11 protein-coding genes and 1 pseudogene are annotated in these 14630 nt (G+C 53.9%); 5 read left to right on the top strand and 7 right to left on the bottom strand.

Annotated features, from left to right (window positions below):
• Nucleotides 1-97: 97 nt before the first annotated feature.
• Both pdeH and DBR02_RS09365 read left to right on the top strand, forming a co-directional pair.
• Complete coding sequence (pdeH, locus tag DBR02_RS09370; protein WP_063450022.1) at nucleotides 98-871, top strand: cyclic-guanylate-specific phosphodiesterase; 774 nt, start codon at nucleotides 98-100, stop codon at nucleotides 869-871.
• Between the two features lie 65 nt (nucleotides 872-936).
• On the top strand, nucleotides 937-2979 hold the full coding sequence (locus DBR02_RS09365; RefSeq protein WP_063450021.1) for an AsmA family protein: 2043 nt from the start codon (nucleotides 937-939) through the stop codon (nucleotides 2977-2979).
• A gap of 93 nt (nucleotides 2980-3072) precedes the next feature.
• On the opposite strand, the gene DBR02_RS09360 is transcribed toward DBR02_RS09365, so the two are convergent.
• From DBR02_RS09360 to DBR02_RS09350, 3 genes are all read right to left on the bottom strand, one after another.
• The gene (locus tag DBR02_RS09360) at nucleotides 3073-4395 is read right to left on the bottom strand and encodes an MFS transporter (RefSeq protein WP_107534163.1); all 1323 of its coding nucleotides are present in this window, start codon (nucleotides 4393-4395) and stop codon (nucleotides 3073-3075) included.
• A 260-nt stretch (nucleotides 4396-4655) separates the two neighbouring features.
• Nucleotides 4656-5681 (bottom strand): inner membrane protein YhjD, encoded by a 1026-nt coding sequence (gene yhjD / locus DBR02_RS09355; RefSeq protein ID WP_107535635.1) that lies wholly within the window; start codon nucleotides 5679-5681, stop codon nucleotides 4656-4658.
• Nucleotides 5682-5731: 50 nt separating this feature from the next.
• Nucleotides 5732-6631, bottom strand: a complete 900-nt coding sequence (locus DBR02_RS09350) for a LysR family transcriptional regulator (protein ID WP_107534161.1) — start codon at nucleotides 6629-6631, stop codon at nucleotides 5732-5734.
• Nucleotides 6632-6749: 118 nt separating this feature from the next.
• On the opposite strand from DBR02_RS09350, the gene DBR02_RS09345 reads away from it, so the two are divergent.
• On the top strand, nucleotides 6750-7508 hold the full coding sequence (locus DBR02_RS09345; RefSeq protein WP_107534159.1) for an SDR family NAD(P)-dependent oxidoreductase: 759 nt from the start codon (nucleotides 6750-6752) through the stop codon (nucleotides 7506-7508).
• Nucleotides 7509-7681: 173 nt separating this feature from the next.
• Nucleotides 7682-8284: a response regulator transcription factor gene (locus tag DBR02_RS09340; protein WP_107534157.1), complete on the top strand. Its 603-nt coding sequence runs from the start codon at nucleotides 7682-7684 to the stop codon at nucleotides 8282-8284.
• Here DBR02_RS09340 and DBR02_RS09335 read toward each other — a convergent pair.
• On the bottom strand, nucleotides 8263-8601 hold the full coding sequence (locus DBR02_RS09335; RefSeq protein ID WP_107534155.1) for a lysozyme: 339 nt from the start codon (nucleotides 8599-8601) through the stop codon (nucleotides 8263-8265). The genes DBR02_RS09340 and DBR02_RS09335 overlap by 22 nt on opposite strands.
• 71 nt (nucleotides 8602-8672) lie before the next feature.
• Nucleotides 8673-9212, bottom strand: coding sequence for a GNAT family N-acetyltransferase (locus DBR02_RS09330; RefSeq protein ID WP_107534154.1), 540 nt, complete (start codon nucleotides 9210-9212; stop codon nucleotides 8673-8675).
• 149 nt (nucleotides 9213-9361) lie between these two features.
• On the opposite strand from DBR02_RS09330, the pseudogene DBR02_RS09325 reads away from it, so the two are divergent.
• Nucleotides 9362-10944, top strand: a pseudogene (locus DBR02_RS09325) (STY4199 family HEPN domain-containing protein).
• Nucleotides 10945-10975: 31 nt separating this feature from the next.
• Here DBR02_RS09325 and DBR02_RS09320 read toward each other — a convergent pair.
• Nucleotides 10976-12625, bottom strand: a complete 1650-nt coding sequence (locus DBR02_RS09320; RefSeq protein WP_063865347.1) for an alpha,alpha-trehalase — start codon at nucleotides 12623-12625, stop codon at nucleotides 10976-10978.
• A gap of 562 nt (nucleotides 12626-13187) precedes the next feature.
• Entirely contained in the window at nucleotides 13188-14294 is a 1107-nt protein-coding gene (locus DBR02_RS09315; RefSeq protein ID WP_047058647.1) for a hypothetical protein, read from the bottom strand.
• Nucleotides 14295-14630 lie beyond the last annotated feature (336 nt).

The raw sequence follows: 14630 nt of genomic DNA, 5'->3' as shown, positions 1-14630 counted from the left end.
CATTTTCCCGGTGAATTGAACATAAAGTTCTCACCTGGCGGGCCGATAACTCAGTGACGAGTCCAGAAAGGCTATCCCATACAACAGGACATCCGAAATGAAGTCAGAGCAGGTTATCCAGCGGCTGAGCACTACGCCTGAGGCAAGTATTGAGAACTTGCAGGAGCATCGCTACTGGCTGCAATGCGAGCGAGCGTATACCTATCAGCCCATCTACCGTACCGACGGTCGGTTAATGGCGATTGAGGTATTAACGATCGTCACTCATCCGTCGAATCCTTCACAGCGTATCGCGCCGGACCGCTATTTTGCGGAGGTTGCCGTGCGTCAGCGCATCGACGTGCTGGAAGAGCAGCTGAGAATGCTGGCGACGAAGCAGGCCTTCTTCGAGCAGCACGGTATTCTGGCGTCGGTGAACGTGGATGGCCCAACTCTGATGGCGTTACGTCAGAATGCGACGTTGCAGGCGCTGATTGCCACCCTGCCGTGGATGCGCTTCGAACTGGTGGAGCACGTGCGTCTGCCGCAGGACTCGTCGTTTGCCTCGATGTGTGAATTTGGCCCGCTGTGGTTGGATGATTTCGGTACCGGCATGGCGAACTTCTCCGCCCTGAGCGAAGTGCGTTATGACTACATCAAAGTGGCCCGCGATCTGTTTATTATGCTGCGCCAGACGTCGGAGGGACGGAACCTGTTTACTATGCTCCTGCAACTGATGAACCGCTATTGTCAGGGCGTCATTGTGGAAGGCGTGGAAACGCTGGAAGAGTGGCGCGACGTGCAAAATTCCCCGGCAGCCGCGGCACAGGGTTATTTCCTTTCTCGTCCTGTCCCTATGGATACCCTGGAAAAGGTGATAACCACGCTCTGATATGCCCGCTTCCCTTTGTCTGAACTATAGTTTTATAGGCAAGTTCATCAGGAAAGGGGACAACAATGACAAAAACAACCAGGGTGATTTCCTGGACAGCAGGGATTTTCGTGTTGCTGATCGTGGTCTTAATCATCATTATCGCCACGTTTGACTGGAACCGCCTCAAACCGACCATCAACCAGAAAGTCTCAGCCGAGCTAAACCGCCCCTTCGCAATACGTGGCGATTTGGGCGTCGTGTGGGAGCGCCAGAAAGAGGAAACCGGCTGGCGAAGCTGGGTGCCCTGGCCGCACGTCCATGCCGACGACATTATGCTTGGCAACCCGCCCGATATCCCCGAAGTGACCATGATCCACCTGCCGCGCGTGGAAGCCACGCTCGCGCCGTTAGCCCTGTTAACGAAAACGGTCTATCTGCCGTGGATCAAACTTCAGCAGCCCGACGCGCGGCTGATTCGCCTGTCTGAGAAAAACAACAACTGGACGTTCGATCTCGCCGGCAGCGACGATAAAGATCCGAATGCGCAGCCCTCTTCGTGGTCTTTCCGCCTCGACAATATTCTGTTTGATCGCGGGCGGATCGCCATTGACGATAAGGTGAGCAAGGCCGACGTAGAGATCCTCGTCGATCCGCTGGGCAAGCCGCTGCCGTTTAGCGAAGTGACGGGCAGTAAAGCCAAAGGCGATGACAGCAAAGCGGGCGATTACGTCTTCGGCCTGACGGCGAAGGGGCGCTACAACGGCCAGCCGCTCACCGGCAAAGGCAAAATCGGCGGCATGCTGGCGCTCAGAAGCGAGGGCACGCCGTTCCCGGTGCAGGCGGATTTCCGCTCGGGCAATACCCGCGTGGCGTTCGTGGGCACGGTTAACGACCCGATGAACATGGGCGGCGTCGACCTCCAGCTTAAGTTTGCCGGCGATTCGCTGGGTGAACTGTACGATCTCACCGGCGTGCTGCTGCCGGATACCCCGCCGTTCGAAACGGACGGGCGCCTGGTCGCAAAAATCGACGCTGAAAAATCGTCCGTCTTTGACTACCGTGGGTTCAACGGCCGCATCGGCGACAGCGATATTCACGGTACGCTGACCTACACCACCGGAAAACCACGCCCGAAACTGGAGGGTGACGTTGAATCCCGCCAGCTGCGTCTGGCCGATCTCGGGCCGCTGATTGGCGTAGATTCGGGTAAAGGCACGAAGTCAAAAGAGGTCAAAAAGGACGTCCAGCCTGCGGGCAAAGTACTGCCCTATGACCGCTTCGAAACCGACAAGTGGGACGTGATGGATGCGGACGTGCGCTTCAAAGGACGTAAAATTGAGCATGGCAGCACGCTGCCGTTGAGCAATCTCTCAACCCATATCATCCTGAAAAACGCCGACCTGCGCCTGCAACCGCTGAAGTTTGGCATGGCGGGAGGAACCATTTCATCGAATATCCACCTGGAGGGGGATAAAAAGCCGATGCAGGGACGGGCGGAGATCCAGGCGCGCCGGCTGAAGCTGAAAGAGCTGATGCCGGACGTGGAGCTGATGCAGAAGACCCTCGGTGAGATGAACGGCGACGCGGACATTCGCGGCACGGGCAACTCCGTGGCGGCGCTGCTGGGCAGCGGAAACGGCAACCTGAAGCTGCTGATGAACGACGGTCTGGTGAGCCGTAACCTGATGGAGATCCTGGGGCTGAACGTCGGGAACTTTATCATCGGGCAAATCTTCGGTGACGACGAAGTGCGCGTGAACTGCGCGGCGGCAAACGTGGATCTGGTCAACGGCGTGGCGCGTCCGCAGATTTTCGCCTTCGACACGGAAAACGCGGTTATCAACATCACCGGTACCGCCAGCATGGCGTCCGAGCAGCTGGATTTAACCATCGATCCGGAAAGTAAAGGTATTCGTATCATTACCCTGCGTTCGCCGCTCTACGTGCGCGGGACCTTCAAAGAGCCGCAGGCGGGCGTTAAGGCCGGGCCGCTGATTGCGCGCGGTGCAGTTGCCGCCGCACTCGCCACGCTGGTCACCCCTGCGGCGGCGCTGCTGGCGTTGATTTCGCCGTCAGAAGGCGAAGCGAATCAGTGTCGGACGATTTTGTCGCAAATGAAGAAGTAAGGTGTGGCCCGTTCTTGCCGGGTGGCGCTGCGCTTACCCGGCCTACATGTGAATCGTAGGCCGGGTAAGGCGTAGCCGCCACCCGGCATCATCTTACAGCGACTGATGTTTAGTTTCGTGCGTCAGCAGCAGCGCAATCAGCGTCAGCGCTGCCATTGCCGCCAGATAGACGCCCACATAGAACAGGCCATAGTTTGCCTGAAGCCAGGTGGCGATATACGGGGCGACCGAGGCGCCCAGAATAGACGAAACGTTATAGGAGAACGACGCGCCGGTATAACGCACTTCAGTCGGAAACAGCTCCGGCAGCAGCGCGCCCATCGGGCCAAAGGTCAGTCCCATCAGGCTCAGGCCAATCAGCAGATACGCCATCACCAGCGCAGGGCTACCTGAACCCAGCAGCGGCGGGAAGACAAACAGCGCGAACAGGATGATCAGCGAGGTGATGACGATCATGCTTGAACGACGGCCAAATTTATCCGCCAGCAGGCCCGCGATGGGCACCATCACGCCAAATCCAATAACCGCCATCATCAGCATCCACAGCACTTCGTTACGCGGCAGGCCCAGCCCGACCGGTACGGCGGCGGTGCTGTAGGTCATGGAGTAAACGGTCATGATGTAGAACAGCGTATAGGTCGCCAGCATAATGAACGTGCCCAGCACGGTTACGCGAAGGTGTTTGGTCAGCAGCGTGCCCAGCGGAACTTTAACCTGTTTTTTCGCCGCGGCGACTTTCACGAAGACCGGCGTTTCGTGCAGGGACACGCGCACGTACAGGCCAATCAGCACCAGCACGGCTGAGAAGACGAACGGAATACGCCAGCCCCAGCTCATGAACTGTTCATCGGTCAGCAGCCAGGAGAGGAGCAGGAAGGTGCCGTTAGCGAAGAAGAAGCCAATCGGTGCGCCCAGCTGCGGGAAAGAGCCATACAGGGCACGCTTGCGCGCCGGGGCGTTTTCGGTCGCCAGCAGCGCCGCGCCGCCCCATTCCCCGCCCAGGCCTAAACCCTGACCAAAGCGCGCCAGCGCCAGCAGCACGGGCGCCAGAATGCCAATAGTCTCATAGGTCGGCAGCAGGCCGATGGCAACCGTAGAGATCCCCATGGTCAGCAGCGAGGCAACCAGCGTCACTTTACGGCCAACGCGATCGCCAAAATGCCCAAAGACCGCTGAACCAATCGGACGCGCAACGAAGGCGATAGCAAAGGTGGCTAAAGACTGTAGCGTGGCTGCCGTCGGGTCGCCCTGTGGGAAGAAAATATGCGGAAAGACAATGACCGCAGCGGTGGCATAAATGTAAAAGTCGAAGAACTCAATGGCGGTGCCAATCAGCGATGCGACGACGACTTTATTGCGGGAGTTGACCGGAACGTGTTCCGCCCCTTCGTTAAGTGTGGTGGCTGTTGCTTGCATAATATTTTCTTATTTTTGGACGAACGAAGGGCCATATTAGGCACAGCAAAAGCGACATTTCAATCTGTAACAAAGGCGTGGCGTGGTCATAAAAGCAACAAAAAGCGGATAATTTTCAGGCCAGCGAAAACACTTCCATGAAATGCTTCACACATTTTAAATATCAGTCATTAAAACTGGTTTTGAGTTAAATAAAAGTTACGGTCTGGATTTATATGCTGAAATGATGAATCGGGCTGAAATATCAGCCCGACAGAACATCAGTGGTGGGTTTTTCCCGGCATGCGCGGGTCGTCTTTATACTCTGCGGTAGCGATCCACGCGGCGCAGAACAGCGTCAGGCGCGCGAAGAAATAGAAGAAGGCCATCAGCCCCAGCACTGAACCAAAGGCCGCGCCGGAGGGAGACTTGACCAGCGACGGCAGCGTATAGGTCATCACAATTTTGATCACCTCAAAACCAATAGCGGCAATCAACGTCCCGCGGATCAGCGCCTTCTTGCGCGGGCGATGGCGGGGCAAACGCCAGAAGATCCAGAAGAACAGCAGGTAGTTAGCAAAGATGGAGATGGCAAGCCCTATACCGCGCCAGGCCGGCTTAAGCCATTCAATGTAATCCAGATACAGCGCGGAGATAATCATCTGCTGCGCGGAACCGGCGACCGAGGTGATAGAGAGCGTGATGACCAGCGCCACCAGCAGCCCAATCAGCGAAATAAAGTCGCGCAGATACTTCACCCATATCTTCTCCTGGTCCTGCGGCGTACGCTCCCAGACGTCACGCGACTGGGCGCGAATGGCCTCACGCAGGTTGCCCATCCAGTTCACCCCGGAGTAGAGCGCAATGAGCAACCCGACGATACCCACGGTGGTACGCTGCTGCACTGCGGTATTGATGGTGCTTTTAAGCGTCGTGGCGAGCGTCTGGTCGCTAACGTTGTTCAGGATCTTATTGAAGATGTCCTGCAATAGCGTCGGGTGAGACGCCAGCACAAAACCGGCGGCGGCAAACGACACCATCAGGATGGGGATCATCGACAGGAAAGAGAAGTAGGTGATCGCCGCGCCGAACTGATTTCCCATGCGGTCATTGAAGCGCTCAGCGGCGCGTATCAGGTGGGCAATCGCGGGTATATGCTGAATTTTTTCAGCTATACCGGTTACGGTGCCCAGCGCTTTGCTGGCCGTTCCAGGCTCTTTCGGCGCTTCAGGTTCGTTATCCATCTTTTTGATGGGTTCATAATCTAAATGTTGAGTCGGTCGTTGCGGGTTATTTTCCGGCGTCACGCGCATTTTCCTTTTCGTTGAGCTGGATGTTACTGAATTATAGCTTGCGACTAGTCCACGTAACTTTTTGTGAGTTCGGTAAGCCACGCCATAAACACATTCACCCGGCGGGAGAGGTTACGGCGGTGGGGATAAATGAGGGAGACGGGCATCGGTTCAGCCCGGTACTGCGGCAGGATCTCCACGAGTTTTTTCGTGCGCAGGGCATCACGCACCCCGACGCGTGGGACCTGAATAATGCCAAGCCCGGCGATACAGGCGGCCTGGTAGGTTTCCGTGCTGTTGACCGTTAGTACGCCTCCCGTTTTCACCCACTGGGTTGCGCTGCCGTTGAAATACTCAAAACCCAGCGGGCGGGTGCCCAGCGTGGCGGAGTAGTGAATGAGGGCGTGTGAGGCCAAATCGTCCAGCGTCTCAGGGTAGCCGAATCGCGTCAGATAGTCCGGGCTGGCGCAGTTAATCACCGAAAGTTTCCCAAGCGGACGGGCGATAAGCCCGGAGTCCTTCAGGTTACCCACGCGCACCACGCAGTCAAATCCTTCGCGGATGACGTCCACCAGGCGGTCGCTGCTGCTCAGCTCCAGCTCAATGCCGGGGTACTGCTGTAAAAAGGCAGGCAGTTTTGGGATGACCACATTTCGCGCAATGGCAACGGGCATATCCACGCGTAGCCGACCGCTGATGGAGGAGGGGTCGTGCAGGAACATGCCGTCCAGCTCGTCCAGATTCATCAGCAGATCTTTTGCACGTTCGTAATAAACCATGCCGTCCTGCGTCAGGCTGACGCGGCGGGTAGTGCGGTGCAGCAGCTGCGTACCCAGCGCGTTTTCCAGGGCCTGGATCTGCCGCGATACGCTCCCTTTCGGCAGGCTTAACGTCTCCGCGGCGCGGGAAAAACTCTCCAGTTCCGCGACGCGAAGGAAAAGCTGCATTGCGTGTATTTTATCCATAGATGTTATTCATTGTTGTTATGAATGAAACAGTGAAGCGTTAGCAGGAGTATTTATTGATTTCTACCATCTAATAAGCTCTTTCTCAATCTTCATCACAGACGAAACGAGGTGAATTATGCGTGAACGTATTGCATTAGTGACCGGCGGTAGCCGCGGCCTGGGTAAAAACGCCGTTCTGAAGCTGGCTGCGGAAGGGACAGGCATCATCCTGACCTGGAACAGCAGCCAGCAGGAGGCGCATGACGTTGTGCGCGAAATAGAGGAAAAAGGCGGAAAAGCGGCCGCATTGCAGCTTAACGTCGGCGATACGGCAAGTTTTCCGCATTTTGCTCAACAGGTGAAGGACACTCTTCAGCACGTCTGGCAACGTGACACCTTTGACTATTTAGTGAACAACGCCGGCACAGGCTTATACGCCCCCTATACCGAGACGACGGAGGCGCAGTTTGACGATGCGGTGAACATTCATTTCAAAGGCCCGTTTTTCCTCACGCAGCAGCTGCTGCCGTTAATAAAAGACGGGGGACGGATCCTGAACGTCTCCAGCGGACTGGCCCGTTTTACTCAGCCAGGCTCAGGCACCTACGCGGCCATGAAAGGGGCGATGGAAGTGCTGACCCGCTATCAGGCAAAAGAGCTGGGCGCGCGCGGTATTTCCGTCAATATCATCGCGCCCGGCGCCATTGAAACCGACTTTGGTGGCGGACGCGTGCGGGATAATGCGGAGCTTAACCAGCTGCTGGCGTCGCAAACTGCGCTGGGACGCGTGGGCCTGCCCGATGATATTGGTGACGCCATTGCGGCCCTGCTCAGCGACAAACTGGGCTGGATGAATGCGCAACGTATTGAAGTCTCAGGCGGTATGTTCCTGTAATGTTCGATCTTAAGGGGAGGGAACCCTTTTAAGGAAATCCTTAATTCAGGTATGTCTAAATGCGGGAAAATATAAAGATAGCTGGATGAATTGTAACCTCTCCGTTCATTGAGTTTTTTCTTAAAAAATGCCTCTGTAGAATCCCCCTTCGCTATTCTCAGAGGAGTAAAACGATGCGAGTAATCATGTTTGACAGGCAGTCATTATTTATTCATGGAGCGATGTGCAGTTTGCAGAAGTTAATTCCGGAAATAGATTTGACAGGGACTCGTCAGACTGATGAATTATGGGCGCAATTATCCGCGTCACCCTCCGCTATCGTCATGATAGATGGATATTTAATTCATGATAATGGCGTGGCTTTACTGGAAGAGATTACGGAACGTTTTCCAGCGGCGCGCGTGGTGTTGGTATTAACGAAAAAAGAGCCTCGCTGGGTTGAGCAAATGCTACAGCGCAACGTGGTGGCGATAATCCCCCGCAATGCGAATCCCGAACGCTTTTCCGCAGTGCTGGATTCGGTATCGCGAGGAATGGTCTGTTTTCCCGGCGAGTGGCTGAAGCAGCACTCCTCTCATGATGAGCTGTCATTGTTAAGCGAGCGCCAGCGTGAGGTGTTGAAGTTACTGGCGGCCGGAGAGTCGAATAAAGAGATTGGGCGTAATCTCAACATCAGTGCGGCAACGGTAAAAGCGCATCTTGAGACGCTTTTCCGCCGTCTTGACGTCAAAAACCGGACGCAGGCCGCGATGTACTACACCCGGGCAATGGCCTGAAGGATCTTCTCTGGCAGAGGGGAGTCTTCCCCAAAACTAAAGAGAGTTAATACCAGAGCATCATGCTGCTGTTGGGTTAATGGGCGTCGGTTCGTTTCCCGCAGCAGCGTCTCACATAATTGAATATCATTGAAAAGCAAATACTCCGCCTCAGCCGGCGTAATGAGGCCGTTAAATTTCTCCCACTGGCGAATCACGTGACCGTAACCTATAACCCATATTCCCTTTTCGTCACGGTATTTTTCCAGGGAAAGTCCCTGCTGCTTTTTAATTAATGCGATTGCAGCAGACGTTATCTGCATTGCATAACCCGTCATAAGCGTTTCCTCTTAATGGCGCGACTATAGAGGAAACGACGTCCGGGGAATATCCGCCAAATGGCTGTTGATCAGGTTTTACTGAACGGGTATTCCTTTTTCAATAAACCGAACAGCCAGTCGTTATGCCATTGCCCTGAAAGGAAATAACTCTCGCGCAACTCACCTTCCAGCTGAAAACCTGTTTTTTCCAGCAGCCGCCTTGAGGCGATATTTCCCGCGGTAACGGTGGCGGTGAGCCGACGAATATTGCCCTGAGTCAACGCGAAATCACACACGGCCCGCAGCGATTCAAAGCCGTAACCTTTCCCCTGCGCAGAGGGCGCAAAGAGAAAACCAACTTCGGCACAATCTGCTTCCCGGTGTACATAGCCGGTTACGCCCAGCGGCGTCTGGCTGGCCGTATCACGCACCACAAGGCAGAGCCAGTGTGCGCTGCCCGGCGTCCACGGCAACAGTCGAGACTCAAAGGCTTCCCGAATGTCCGCCTCGCTACGCGCCTCGGCGACAAAACGCATCACGTCAGGATGTTGCTGAAGCGACAGAAAAAAGGGCCAGTCTTGCTCCTGAAGCGACGAGCAGGTGAGGCGTGCGGTCGTAAAGGCGGGCATTCAGATTCTCCTGAGGCATTGTAAATGATTATAGGGTTGTCACTTTATTTCAACAGAAAGTCAGGTATGTTTAACCTCGTATAAATAAAAAGAAAAATCACCTTTAATGCCGCTTTAGCGGTATTCGTTGTCTCTCAAGGAAAACAAAGATGATGAGCTCATCGCATCATACCCGCGAGCAGTTTGAACACTGCCTGGCGGCGATCCGTCAGGCGTCTGTCGAAATCTTACTTCTGTTGAATGTACCTGTTAGTGAAGGCAAAGATCCACGCTGGTTTCTGGAACAGCTGGACAGCGCCCGCCTGGGGCTGGGTGGGTGGGGCGCCGTTGCCAGGAAGCTGAACCTGAATGATGCGGAAATGACGGCCTTTACGCTGCAATTACGCTTGCTTCAGCAGCGCGTCCCCCAGTATGAAAGCGGGCAGGACGTCAGCGAAAACCAGCTGATTGCGGCGATGCGCTTTGTAACCGCCCTTGAATATCTGCGTTTGCAACAGCCCCTCCTGACCTACGATACCGGGGTGGCGCCAGAGCAAGAGAGCCAGCTTCAGGCGCAGAAACAGGTGCGAGCCATCGAGCTAATGATAAAAGGCCTGATACAGCAGGCGTGGCCCGATCCGACGCGGCTGAATAATCATCTTAAGACCTTGTTTAACGCCGATCGCGTGCGTCGCTGGCTGAAAAACGGTGAAATTAACGATGTGCTGAGCGGCATGTTGTTCAGCGAGCTGGCCCAGATGCTGGTGGATAAAAAAGAATTTAGCCGCTACTACGCGTCGCTGTTTAACGACCCGGACATGCTGACGCTGCTGGTAGAGCCTCGCAAAACACTGCAAACCTTCCTCGAGGATATCCGTCAAATCCGCAACAGCATCACCGTACAGCAGCCGTTAAGCGGGGCGCAAATCCAGCTGCTCGACAGCTATTACACGCAGATAACCCGCTCCGTTCAGCGCGCGTTTGAGGAAGGGCGGACACGCATTAACCCGGCAGCGCTCATGGCGGTGGAGGAAAGCGAGCTGCACGCGTTCTGGGAAAAGGCGCAGAAAAGGGATCGCACCACGGGTGGCGATCTTTTTGAAGTGCGCGACAGCATAGAGAAACCCACCCAGCGCGCCGCGCGAACGCCCGAGCAGCGCGAACAGCTGATTTCCGGCGTGCTGTGGGGAGCGGTTGGCGTGATGGTTATCGCGATTATCGTGGGGGAGCCTGGCTGGTGACCAGCAGTAAACCCCAGCCGGCTGTGGCCAGTTCGGCATCTCCCGCGCCGGTGCAGGAGATGCGCGAAACGCCTTCCTCGCGAGAAACGCTGACGCGTATGGGTGTGACCTGGGATGAAAACAACTTCCGTTCAGCTATCAGCCGCAACGATACCCGCGTGGCGCTCCTGTTCTTGCAGGGCGGGATGGACTGGAAAGTGTCATGGACAGAAGAGGCGTTATCGGCAGGTTACGACGACGTGCTGGAAGTGATGCTGCGCTACCGCCTGCAAATGACAGAGCAAAAGCCCTGCCGACGCTTTATTAACACGCTTAGCCATGCGATGGCGAACGGCGAATCGCTGACGTCTATGCGCAAGCAGTACCTGATAGCGTTCTGTACCGTCCCGGCAGTGGTGAAACGCCAACAGCATGATGCGGATATGGCCACGCGCCGCGCTAAATCTCAGCCGGATGCCACCACAAAAAAATGGCAGTCCATCCAGACTGCCATTTATGAGGTGATCCGCTGATTATTTTCCCCTCTCCCCTCAGGGGAGAGGCTCAGGGCTCCCCATACAACCCAATCAACCGCCGCACCACGCCATTGGTCCAGCCGAAGCCATCCTGCAACGGATACTCCCCCCCGCCACCTTCGCGTGGCGTGCTGCTGGCGATGTGGTACTTCTCAATCAGCTTATGATGGGTTTTATAGTAATGGTTCACCGTGTGCAGCCAGCTCCAGGCGATCTCATCTCCCAGCGAGTCGTTGCCGTACTGTTTGAACCCCTGAATGGCCATCCATTGCAGCGGCGCCCAGCCGTTCGGCTTATCCCACTGTTCGCCTGTTTCATATTCGGTAGCGAGAATGCCGCCCGGTGTGAGCAGACGGGCTTTAACGGCATCGGACAGCCGCTCCGCCTGCTCATGCGTCGCCATGCCCACGTACAGCGGCACAATGCTGGCCGCGGAGAAGAGCGCCAGCGCTTCACGTCGCCAGTCGTAATCGCGATAACAGCCGTTCTCGTCGTCCCACAGGTAGCGGTTCACCGCCGCGCGGCGGTCGCTGGCTTTCTGACGGAACAGATCGGCGGTCTCTTTATCCCCTTTCGATGCTGAGATATTGGCAATAGCGCTCTCCAGCTTGAACAGGAACGCGTTCAAATCGATGGGGATAAATTGTGTCGTGCGGATGCTGGCCAGCCGCGCCGGATCGCGCAGCCAGCGGGACGAGTAATCCCATCCGGAGGCTGCCCCGGCGCGCAGGTCGCGATACACCTCGTTCGGCGGACGACCCGAATGACGGGCGGTTTCAACGTCCTCAATCCAGGATTCATCCCGCGGCGTATCGCGATCGTCCCAGTAACGGTTAAGCAGGGAGCCGTCCGGCATACGGACCGCACTGCGATAGGCCTGATTGAGCAGCAGCGATTCTGCCCCGTCCATCCAGAAGGCGTACTCCATCTTGAGGTGTTCAAGATAGCGCTTTGCCCCGCGCACGCCGTCCTCTTCAAACAACTCCACCATCAGCGCAAAAACCGGCGGCTGGGAGCGGCTGAGGTAGTAGGTGCGGTTGCCGTTCGGGATATGGCCATAGCGCTCAATCAGCCAGGCGAAGTTATCGGCCATGCATTTCAGCAGGTCGTTACGACCGCTTTCCGCCAGCCCCAGCATGGAGAAGTAGGAGTCCCAGTAGTAGGTCTCGCTGAAGCGACCGCCGGGCACAATATAGGCCTGCGGCAGCGCCAGCAGCGACGACCACGGGATGTGATCCTGCGGCTCGCGCGTCAGCACCGGCCACAGGTTATCAATGTGTTCTTTCAGGGAGAAGCCGGGATCGGAGACGTACTCTTTGCTGTAATCCTCCGGCAGCCAGAAGTGATTCTCCACAAAGCGCGCCAGGTCGAAATCACGGTGACGACGCACCTTGCGGTAGCGAATCAGGATATCCAGCGGATCCATCTTCGGCGCACAGTCGGGGAAGGTTTTGCTGTCCGCAAACAGCCGCGACGACTGGACGTGTTCAAACAGTTCAAGGTAGCGGTCTGCGGGCGTGAGGGCATCGGACGCCGGCAGCCCTTCAATCATTTCCGGTTCCGGCTCTGCCTCGATCATCTCATCCAGTTTTAACTCACAGGGATCGGTTTCGTAGCGCAGCTCTTCTGCAATTTCGAACTCGATTTCCTCGGCAGTCTGTAATTTCTGGTTGAACATGGTGATAAAGACCTCCGGTTATGTGTTCTCAAAGACTGGTTTTTCCGGGCGTCCTATAAGCGTAGACATTCGCTTCGGTAGATGTGGGGGGATATGTGCGGTAGATCACTATTTTCGGAGCATTCGTTTTGCAACGATTTGTGAATGTTAATGAAAAATGCCCCTCCGGGGAGGGGCATCAGGCTTAACGCATGGTCGGTTGATACTACCACACTGTTACAGTGTAGAAATTCTGGAAGGCGGTGCCAGTGTTGGTTTAGGATAATGTTAACAATTTTTCCAGAGTTTTCAGAGAAAAGAGATTTTGAGTGACAAACCACTGATGTTTTCCAGAATCACTTTCTCTTAGAAGATCGATAAAGTCTGTCTATGGGGAGGATCGTCTCCCAGGGTGAAGTCAGTCCACTTCACCGAGTTGCTTCCCCATCGGTGGGTTCTTCAAAAGGGCAACATGGCCGCCCTCCAGAGGTGAACGTACCTTATGCCTATGTACCAAGCCTTAGATTCCTGATAGTTCTAAGGGCGAGAAATAGCAAACTTACTTGAAAATTGACTCTGAAATTCAAGCTTCAGCTAGAATAAACTTCCGTTGCTCATCTTCGCATTTATAACATGCGAAATATTTGATTGTTTCCATATCACCAGTCACATACTCATCACAATGTGGACAGTTAACTGCTGACCATCCTCTATCAAAGCATGAAACACAACTCCACTGACCTTCAATATAGAAAACTGAATTTGGAGCGTGCTGACATACGTGACAACCAGCGACACATTCGCCACCTTCCTCCCACCAATCATCACCCGTTACATATACGTCGCGACACAATTTTATTAAGATATTTGTGGTGATCTCATGAGCACATTGTGGACATTTATTGATGTCAGGACTGAAAAATTCGAATGGTACTTTACAGTTTGGGCAAGGCAAAGTATCAGTGACTTGCTCTACCGCAACGCCCTGCGATTCGCAAACAAGACATTCATAATCATCTCCCCATTTATGAGTATCATTAACTTTACCGGCTTCAAGGCCACATTGACGGCACTTAACTATTTTAATTTTTTTTAATCTTAAGACGTCAATTTCCTTTGAAAGCTCATTGAATCGGGTGCTGAGGAACTCTTTTTGTTGCAGCATTCTCTTATGCACACGCTCAAACTCTTCCTTAAATTTAATAAATTCATCTTTCCATTCAATAGTGAGTAAATTATATAAATGGTGCCATGAAGACCATTGTTGAGCTACAACCCCTGCTTTATTAGCTTGAGCGCTTGAATATCCAGTGTGTGCAAAGTGAACAATTTGGTTCCTATGCGCACCTAACGTTCTGAACTCATCAAGGATACTGTCATCAAGTTTAATGCCAATAACAGTTTTAAGACGTTGAACAGCGTCACTAAAATACACAGAATTAAAGTCACCAACGCTAAATTTTTGTTTATTAGCTTTGCCAGGATCATCTAATATTAAAGTCCAGTGTTCGAGCATTAACCTTGCTTTTAAGAAAAGTTCAATGGCTGTATAGAAATCAACAATCGAATTTTTGGGTCTTATATTTAAATCATCAATTGACGACTCAAGAAAATCTATAGCATTTATCACTAAAGAATCAAAAAGTTGTTCATTGCTCTGTACTGTTTGCTTAATGTATGTACGTGCCATAATGCCTCTTGATTATATTGCCCTTCGAATGTTGAACATTATATCTTTAGAGGCAATATTTTGTCACATCCCACGACATTTTGGAGCTGAATTATTTGATCAGGCTTACACAATCTTTCTTCTCTATCCCCATTTACCTTTTGCTCTGTTACCTGCGTTGAAATGGTTGATGACCCACTAATACTGTACTCTGCCTCTTGTATAAATACATTTCAACATAAGATTGGCAAAGTAATCCTCCATAGTAGCTGCTTGAGTGGTTGATTGTCGGAATAGTGCATAGCCATTTTGGTCAGCAGAAAGCGCTGTTACCGAATGACTTGATCGTAGTACGTG

The organism is Enterobacter cloacae complex sp., assembly GCF_900322725.1.
GTDB lineage: Bacteria > Pseudomonadota > Gammaproteobacteria > Enterobacterales > Enterobacteriaceae > Enterobacter > Enterobacter quasihormaechei.
Note: the sequence above shows the minus strand (reverse complement) of the source record. Positions and strands in the feature narration are given on the sequence as shown.

Coding starts and splice junctions, on each gene's coding strand:
- pdeH (WP_063450022.1), top strand. CDS start 98: ATGAAGTCAGAGCAGGTTATCCAGCGGCTGAGCACTACGCCTGAGGCA.
- DBR02_RS09365 (WP_063450021.1), top strand. CDS start 937: ATGACAAAAACAACCAGGGTGATTTCCTGGACAGCAGGGATTTTCGTG.
- DBR02_RS09360 (WP_107534163.1), bottom strand. CDS start 4,395: ATGCAAGCAACAGCCACCACACTTAACGAAGGGGCGGAACACGTTCCG.
- DBR02_RS09350 (WP_107534161.1), bottom strand. CDS start 6,631: ATGGATAAAATACACGCAATGCAGCTTTTCCTTCGCGTCGCGGAACTG.
- DBR02_RS09345 (WP_107534159.1), top strand. CDS start 6,750: ATGCGTGAACGTATTGCATTAGTGACCGGCGGTAGCCGCGGCCTGGGT.
- DBR02_RS09340 (WP_107534157.1), top strand. CDS start 7,682: ATGCGAGTAATCATGTTTGACAGGCAGTCATTATTTATTCATGGAGCG.
- DBR02_RS09335 (WP_107534155.1), bottom strand. CDS start 8,601: ATGACGGGTTATGCAATGCAGATAACGTCTGCTGCAATCGCATTAATT.
- DBR02_RS09330 (WP_107534154.1), bottom strand. CDS start 9,212: ATGCCCGCCTTTACGACCGCACGCCTCACCTGCTCGTCGCTTCAGGAG.
- DBR02_RS09320 (WP_063865347.1), bottom strand. CDS start 12,625: ATGTTCAACCAGAAATTACAGACTGCCGAGGAAATCGAGTTCGAAATT.
- DBR02_RS09315 (WP_047058647.1), bottom strand. CDS start 14,294: ATGGCACGTACATACATTAAGCAAACAGTACAGAGCAATGAACAACTT.